Source organism: Sphingopyxis sp. SCN 67-31 (assembly GCF_001725095.1).
Window position 1 is genome coordinate 1 of the sequence record NZ_MEFH01000225.1, and the last position, 6,308, is coordinate 6,308.

Here is a 6,308-nt window from a genome sequence, read left to right on the forward strand (position 1 = left end):
CGCGTCGCCTGGCGTTCGATGCTGGACAATTCGACCCTTTCGCCGGGCGCATGATCGCCGGTCGAATAGGTGCCGAGCCCGGCAAGGCCATCGACATCGGCGGCGACGAAGCTGATGTCGCCGGCGCCGCGTTTGAGCGGGTCGAGCGCGGCCATTTCAGGAAGCCCCATGTCGCGGTTGACGCCGTTGAGCCGGTCGAGCAGCGCCTTGTTGCCCGCCGTCGGCGCCATCGGCGGATAGGCGCCGGGGTCGAAGGCAAGCTTCGCATCGGTGCCGGGCAGATGGCGCGCAACGATCGCCGCCATCTTGTCCTTCACCCGCGCCGACTGTTCGGGCGACAGGGTGCGCAGGTCGCCGCGCGCCACCGCAATCGGGGCGACGATGTTGGTCTTGCCGTTTGCGGTCGCGCGGATACCGCCGGTGTCGAGCGTCGCTTCCTGTCCGCCGGCGATCAGCCCGACGTTGAAGGTCAGATTGGGTTCGGGCAGTTGGGTGCGGAAATCGCGGATGATGCGCGCCAGTTCGTTGATCGCGCCGTCGCCGACCTCGGCGCTGAAGATGCCCGAGCTGTGGGCGCTCATGCCCGTCGCGGTGACGGTCCAGCTTTCCGAACTGCGGCGGGCGATCGATCCCATGTCGGCGCCATTGTCGCGGACGAGTCCTTCGAAATCGAGCGCGATGTCGCTGCGCTTGCCCGCCGCGATCAGGTCGGCGCGCGATTTTTCGATCGGATCGCCCGCGTCTTCCTCGTCGCCGGTCATATGGATTTCGATATTGGCGTCTTTCAGCGTGCCCGCAGCCTTCATCGCGCGCAGCGCCGCGACGATCACCACCATGCCGCCCTTGTCGTCGCCCGCGCCGGGGCCTTCGCCCCAGCCATCCTTGCGCGTGAAAGTCTGGAAGGGCGAGTCGGGTTCGAACACCGTGTCGAGATGCGCGATCAGCAGCATCTTCTTGCCGTCGGCCCGCCCCTTGTGCACCGCGATCAGATGACCGGCGCGCTTCGTCTCGGGAGTGGGTTTCCAGGTGACCGTAAAGCCCAGCGGCTCGAGCTCGGCGCGCATCATCTCGGCCACCTTTTCGACCCCGGCGAGGTTCAGCGTACCACTGTTCTGATTCACCAGCTTTTCGAGCAGCGCGATCGACCGTTCCTGCTCGGCCTTCACCGTTTCGGCCATCCGGCTTTCGGTCGGGCTCAGCTTGGCATGCGCGGCCGGGGCGAGCGCGAGCGCGGCAAGGGCGGCGAACACGGCGAAACGGGCTGATTTCATCTGCACAATCTCCTTTGTCGGCGCCCTTGTGCCGCCTGAAGGCCGCCGCCGCAAGTCATCGCGCCGGGCAATATTCGCTCGCTTGCCGATCCCCATCTCGAACATGACCTGTAAAGAGTGTTTGACAGCATGTGTTTCGCGTCTGTAAAGAGTGTTTGACAGGCTGAAAGGACGGTCATTGCAAAATCGCGTTCGGGATTGCCGCGAGCAGGCGGGGTGGAGTCAGGGCGAACTGGCCCGCCGACTCGGCGTCTCGCGGCAGACGATCAATGCCGTCGAAACCGACAAATATGACCCCAGCCTGCCGCTTGCGCTGCGCATGGCCCGGCTGTTCGGGCTGGAGGTGCGCGAGCTGTTTATCGATCATTGGATGCCGGAGGACGAGTGATGGACAAGATGGTGGCCGGACATAGCGTTGCGGCGTGGAAGAAGAGCGGGATCGGGGCGCTGGTCGGCGCGATCGTCGGTGCGGGCACGGTCGCCGGGCTGATGCATGTCGCCGGGACCGATTTCATCGATGCGATGGGCGGATCGCGCGTTGCGCTGGCCGGGGTCGCCATCCTCTATCTCCTGATGGCGGCCTTTGTCGGCTTCGGGCTGGCGGCGCCGCGCACCGGCGCCAGGCTGCTCAACGTCGCCGATGCCGACGAACTGCGCGAGGAGCGCGCGGGCATGGGGCGATCGGTCATCGTCATGGGCGCAATCGGGGCCGCACTGCTTGCGCTCGCGCTCGCACGCACGCCCTCCTTTCCGACCGGACCCGTTCCGGCGCAGGCGGCTGCGGCGGTGCTGGCCCTCGTGATTACGGGCGGTGTCGCGGCGAGCTGGGCGTGGCGGCGGCAATATGACGAGCTTAACCGCCAATTGGGTATCGAGGGCGGCTATTGGGCCTTCGGCCTGAGCTGGATCGGGCTGACCCTGTGGGGCGCCGCCGATTTTCTGGGGCTCGGACCGGCGCTCACCGCGATCGACGTGGTGACGACGCTGGCGGCGATGATGCTTGTCGGGGCCTTTGTGGCGCAGATAAGGGAAGGGCGTCCGAGCTCCCCCAAGCCGGACGCCCTTCGAGCGTGACTGATCGCTGCAGATCAGGCGCTGTAATACATGTCGAATTCGACCGGGCTCGGGGTCTGTTCGAAGTTGTAAACTTCGGCCCATTTGAGTTCGATATAGGCTTCGATCTGATCCTTCGAGAAGACGTCGCCCTTCAAGAGGAAGTCGTGATCGGCCGCGAGGCTGTCGAGCGCTTCGCGCAGGCTGCCACAGACGGTCGGGACTTCGGCGAGTTCTTCGGGCGGCAGATCATAGAGATTCTTGTCCATCGCGTCGCCGGGGTGGATCTTGTTCTGGATGCCGTCGAGCCCCGCCATCAGCAGCGCCGAATAGCAGAGATAGGGGTTCGCCATCGCGTCGGGGAAACGGAATTCGACGCGCTTCGCCTTGGCGCCCGCGCCATAGGGGATGCGGCACGAAGCCGAACGGTTGCGGCTCGAATAGGCGAGCAGCACCGGCGCCTCGAAGCCCGGGACGAGGCGCTTGTAGCTGTTCGTCGTCGGGTTGGTGAAGGCATTGAGCGCCTTCGCATGCTTGATGACGCCGCCGATGAAATAGAGGCACATGTCCGAAAGGCCGGCATAGCCGTTGCCCGCAAAGAGCGGCTTGCCCTTTTCCCAGATCGAGATGTGGGTGTGCATGCCCGATCCGTTATCGTCCTTGATCGGCTTGGGCATGAAGGTCGCAGTCTTGCCATAGGCATGGGCGACCTGATGCACGACATATTTGTAGATCTGCATGCGGTCGGCGGTCTGCGTCAGCGTGCCGAAGGTCAGGCCCAGCTCGTGCTGCGCGGCGGCGACTTCATGGTGATGCTTGTCGCAGGGCAGGCCCATTTCGAGCATGGTCGAAACCATTTCGGCGCGGATGTCGACGGCGCTGTCGACCGGCGCGACGGGGAAATAGCCGCCCTTGGCGCGCGGACGATGGCCAAGGTTGCCGCCTTCATAGGCGCGGCCGGTGTTGGTCGGCAGTTCGATATCGTCGATTTCGAAACCCGACTTGTTGTAGCCGGTTTCGAAGCGGACGTCGTCGAACATGAAGAATTCGGCTTCGGGGCCGACATAGACGGTGTCGCCGATGCCGGTCGAGGCGACATAGGCTTCGGCGCGCTTCGCGGTCGTGCGCGGGTCGCGGGCATAGCCTTCGCCGGTCGAAGGCTCGACGATGTCGCAGAACATAACCAGCATCGGGGTCGCCGAGAAGGGATCGTCATAGACCGCTTCGAGATCGGGCTTCAGGATCATGTCGCTTTCGTTGATCGCCTTCCAGCCTTCGATCGACGAACCGTCGAACATCAGGCCATCTTCAAGGGCGTCTTCGTCGATCACGCCGGCGCACATGGTCAGATGCTGCCATTTGCCCTTGGGATCGGTGAAACGCAGATCGACCCACTCGATGTCATTATCCTTGATCCGGGCGATGATATCCTTCGGCTTGGTGGCCATGGTCACTTCTTCCTTTTTGCGAATAGTACCGGCTGGACCGGCGTCTGTTGAACGGGATGGAGCGATGGAAGCTTAGAGCGCGTCCTCATTGCGTTCGCCGGTGCGGATGCGCAGCGCGGTTTCCACAGGGATCACGAAAATCTTGCCGTCGCCGATGCGGCCCGTCTGCGCGGCCGCGGCGATCGCCTCGACCACGCGTTCGGCCATATTGTCATCGACGATAACCTCCAGCTTCACCTTCGGCAGGAAGTCGACGACATATTCGGCGCCGCGATACAGTTCGGTGTGACCCTTCTGGCGACCGAAGCCCTTCGCCTCGGTGACGGTGATGCCGCTGACACCCACTTCGTGCAGCGCCTCCTTCACCTCGTCGAGCTTGAACGGTTTGATGATCGCCTCAATCTTCTTCACGCTTCATGTCCCCCTTTGGGCCTTCCACCTTTGCCTGTGGTCGAAGCCGGGTCAGGTACGCCTGAACCGGTTTCCCCCGTGAGTCGGTGCGGTGTGCGGCCATCTTGCACCAATCAAGACCCGTGCCAATTGGCGAATCGCAAGCTTTCGGTAAGAAATTTGGCACGAAATTACGAGATTGCCCTTGTTTTGAGCAGCGCGGCCGCGACGCTGCCCAAGAATTGGGCAAGGCGGCAGGTTGGCGTGCGCGAGCCGTGGTGGTAGGTTCGCCGCATGACCGACGCCATTGGCTTCGATACGATTTCGGCCGATGTGCCGATGTTGCTGGTGCCTGCCACGGCAGGCGATGGAGAGCCGTTGACCGTCGTCGTCGACACCGGTGCGACGCCACCCTTTCCACTCATCGTCAGCGAAGCGCTGGCGAAAAGGCTTGGGCTGTCGCTCGAAGCGGGCGAGACGGCGGCTACGCCGGCGATCGGACCACGGCCTCCAACCCTTCGCAAGACGCAGGTACCGCGTTTCACCATGGGACCGATCAGCCTTTCCGACGTGCCCGCCATCGCCACCGAAGCGGTTGATCGACTGGCGGCTTCGATCGGGCGACCGGTCGATGCGATTGTCGGCCATGCGTTCCTGAAGGAGCTGACTTTCTCCGTCGATTATGGCGCGAAATTGATCGACTTCACCGCCGCGCCGGGGGCGGACAGCGAAGCAATATCCTTTACGCTGGGCCCCAAAAAGTCGGTCATGGTCGTGACCGCGACCGTCAATGGCAAAGGGCCCTTTGCGATGGAGCTTGACACCGGCGCGATGGCCTCGTCGGCGACTCCCAAGCTGGCTGAGCAGGCGGCGATCGACGTCCGCGGGAGTGGACGGATGTCGGGGCCGGGCGGGGAGATCCCGGTGCATTATGGTAACGCCAGCGTCGGCTTTGCCGGGCGCACCGCCGAAGCGCAGCAATTCGCGATCAGCGAAGCGATCGAGCGCATCGCGCAAGAGACTGGCGCACCGATCGAAGGCATTATTGGGGCGCGCTTTTTCGCCGGGACGCGGGTGACGATCGCCTATCCCGACGGCAAGATGTGGGTCGAGCCGTCCGGCGGAGCGGACGCGCCCTGACCCTGCAATCAGCGCCCGACGGGCGCCGACGCGTCGGGCAGGTTCGCCTTGGTCCAGTTCGACCGGTCGATGACATAGGCGCGAATCGCCTCGACATCGGCGGGGGAGAGCACCTTGGCAAAGCTCACCATGCCGCGGTCCTTCAGCGCGCCGTCGAGGATCACGCCCTTCCATGCATCGGCACTGGTCAGCGCACCCGAAACGCGCAGGTCGGGGGTGAAGCCGTTGCCGATCGCGCTGTCGCCGTGACAGACTTGGCAATAGCGCCCGAAATGCGCCTTGCCCGATGCGATCTGCTGCGGCGTGCCGAACTGCGCGGGCGGATTCCAGGCCAGCGTCGTCGTTGCGGGCGGGGCGGGGAGCTGCACCGTGCCGCCGAGTTTGAGCACCACGAGGCGGGGAATATTGGGCACCTTGCGCGTCACACCGCCCGCGACCCCGGCGACGAGCGGAAAGGCGCCGCCCTTGCTGGTCTGGAACGCAACATATTGCACCCCGCCGACGCGGAAGGTCGATGGCGCGCTGACGATCCCCGACTGCATGTCGAGGTCGAGGAGCTGCTTGCCGGTGTCGGCGGCATAGGCGCGGAAGCGCCCCGTGCTCGTTCCCTGGAAGACCAGATTGCCCGCCGTGGTCATCGTGCCGCCATTCCATGCCGCGGGATAATCGACGCCCCAGGCGACCTTGCCGGTGCGCGGATCGAAGGCGACGAGACGGCCGGTGGTCGCGGCGACGGCGGCGCGGAAGGCGGCCTTGTCGTCGGGGAGCATCGCCGCGGTCAGCGAGGCGCCGATGTTGAAGCCGAGCACCTTGCGCCGGTCCAGCTCGTCCATATCCTGGATATAGCCCTGCGGAATCTGCTGCGCCGGAATATAGACGAGGCCGGTAGCAGGGTTGTAGCTCATCGGATGCCAGTTGTGCGCGCCAAGCGCGCCCGGGATCGCGATGAAGGGCTTGCCGGTCTTGTAGAAGCGCGCGTCGGGATTTTCGATCGGCCGGCCGGTGG

General features: G+C 64.5%; 7 protein-coding genes. 3 read left to right on the forward strand and 4 right to left on the reverse strand.

Translation table 11 applies throughout. The features are described 5' to 3' along the window. The coding region (locus ABS88_RS24685; protein WP_286750890.1) for a M20/M25/M40 family metallo-hydrolase at positions 1-1,271 on the reverse strand (1,271 nt) is incomplete at its 3' end. 178 nt (positions 1,272-1,449) lie between these two features. Here ABS88_RS24685 and ABS88_RS24690 point away from each other — a divergent pair. Next, positions 1,450-1,659 carry a helix-turn-helix transcriptional regulator gene (locus ABS88_RS24690; protein ID WP_003040449.1) on the forward strand — a complete coding sequence of 70 codons (210 nt, stop codon included), beginning with the start codon at positions 1,450-1,452 and terminating at the stop codon, positions 1,657-1,659. After that, a complete protein-coding gene (locus tag ABS88_RS24695) occupies positions 1,659-2,345 on the forward strand; it encodes a hypothetical protein (protein WP_286750891.1) in 687 nt (228 codons plus the stop codon). Before ABS88_RS24690 ends, ABS88_RS24695 begins: the two co-directional genes overlap by 1 nt. A gap of 14 nt (positions 2,346-2,359) precedes the next feature. Here the strand turns inward: ABS88_RS24695 and glnA are convergent, their stop codons facing one another. Together glnA and ABS88_RS24705 are read right to left on the reverse strand one after the other, a co-directional pair. Further along, a complete protein-coding gene (glnA, locus tag ABS88_RS24700; RefSeq protein ID WP_058813096.1) occupies positions 2,360-3,772 on the reverse strand; it encodes a type I glutamate--ammonia ligase in 1,413 nt (470 codons plus the stop codon). Between the two features lie 72 nt (positions 3,773-3,844). Beyond that, entirely contained in the window at positions 3,845-4,183 is a 339-nt protein-coding gene (locus ABS88_RS24705) for a P-II family nitrogen regulator (RefSeq protein ID WP_003040441.1), read from the reverse strand. 273 nt (positions 4,184-4,456) lie between these two features. On the opposite strand from ABS88_RS24705, the gene ABS88_RS24710 reads away from it, so the two are divergent. Next, positions 4,457-5,302: an aspartyl protease family protein gene (locus ABS88_RS24710; protein ID WP_286750892.1), complete on the forward strand. Its 846-nt coding sequence runs from the start codon at positions 4,457-4,459 to the stop codon at positions 5,300-5,302. 8 nt (positions 5,303-5,310) lie between these two features. Here the strand turns inward: ABS88_RS24710 and ABS88_RS24715 are convergent. Next, positions 5,311-6,308, reverse strand: a 998-nt coding sequence (locus ABS88_RS24715; protein WP_286750893.1) for a c-type cytochrome, incomplete at its 5' end; no start/stop codon positions are given.

Bases quoted from the DNA above. Each gene is read 5' to 3' on its own strand.
- ABS88_RS24695 (WP_286750891.1), top strand. From the start codon at position 1,659: ATGGACAAGATGGTGGCCGGACATAGCGTTGCGGCGTGGAAGAAGAGC.
- glnA (WP_058813096.1), bottom strand. From the start codon at position 3,772: ATGGCCACCAAGCCGAAGGATATCATCGCCCGGATCAAGGATAATGAC.
- ABS88_RS24710 (WP_286750892.1), top strand. From the start codon at position 4,457: ATGACCGACGCCATTGGCTTCGATACGATTTCGGCCGATGTGCCGATG.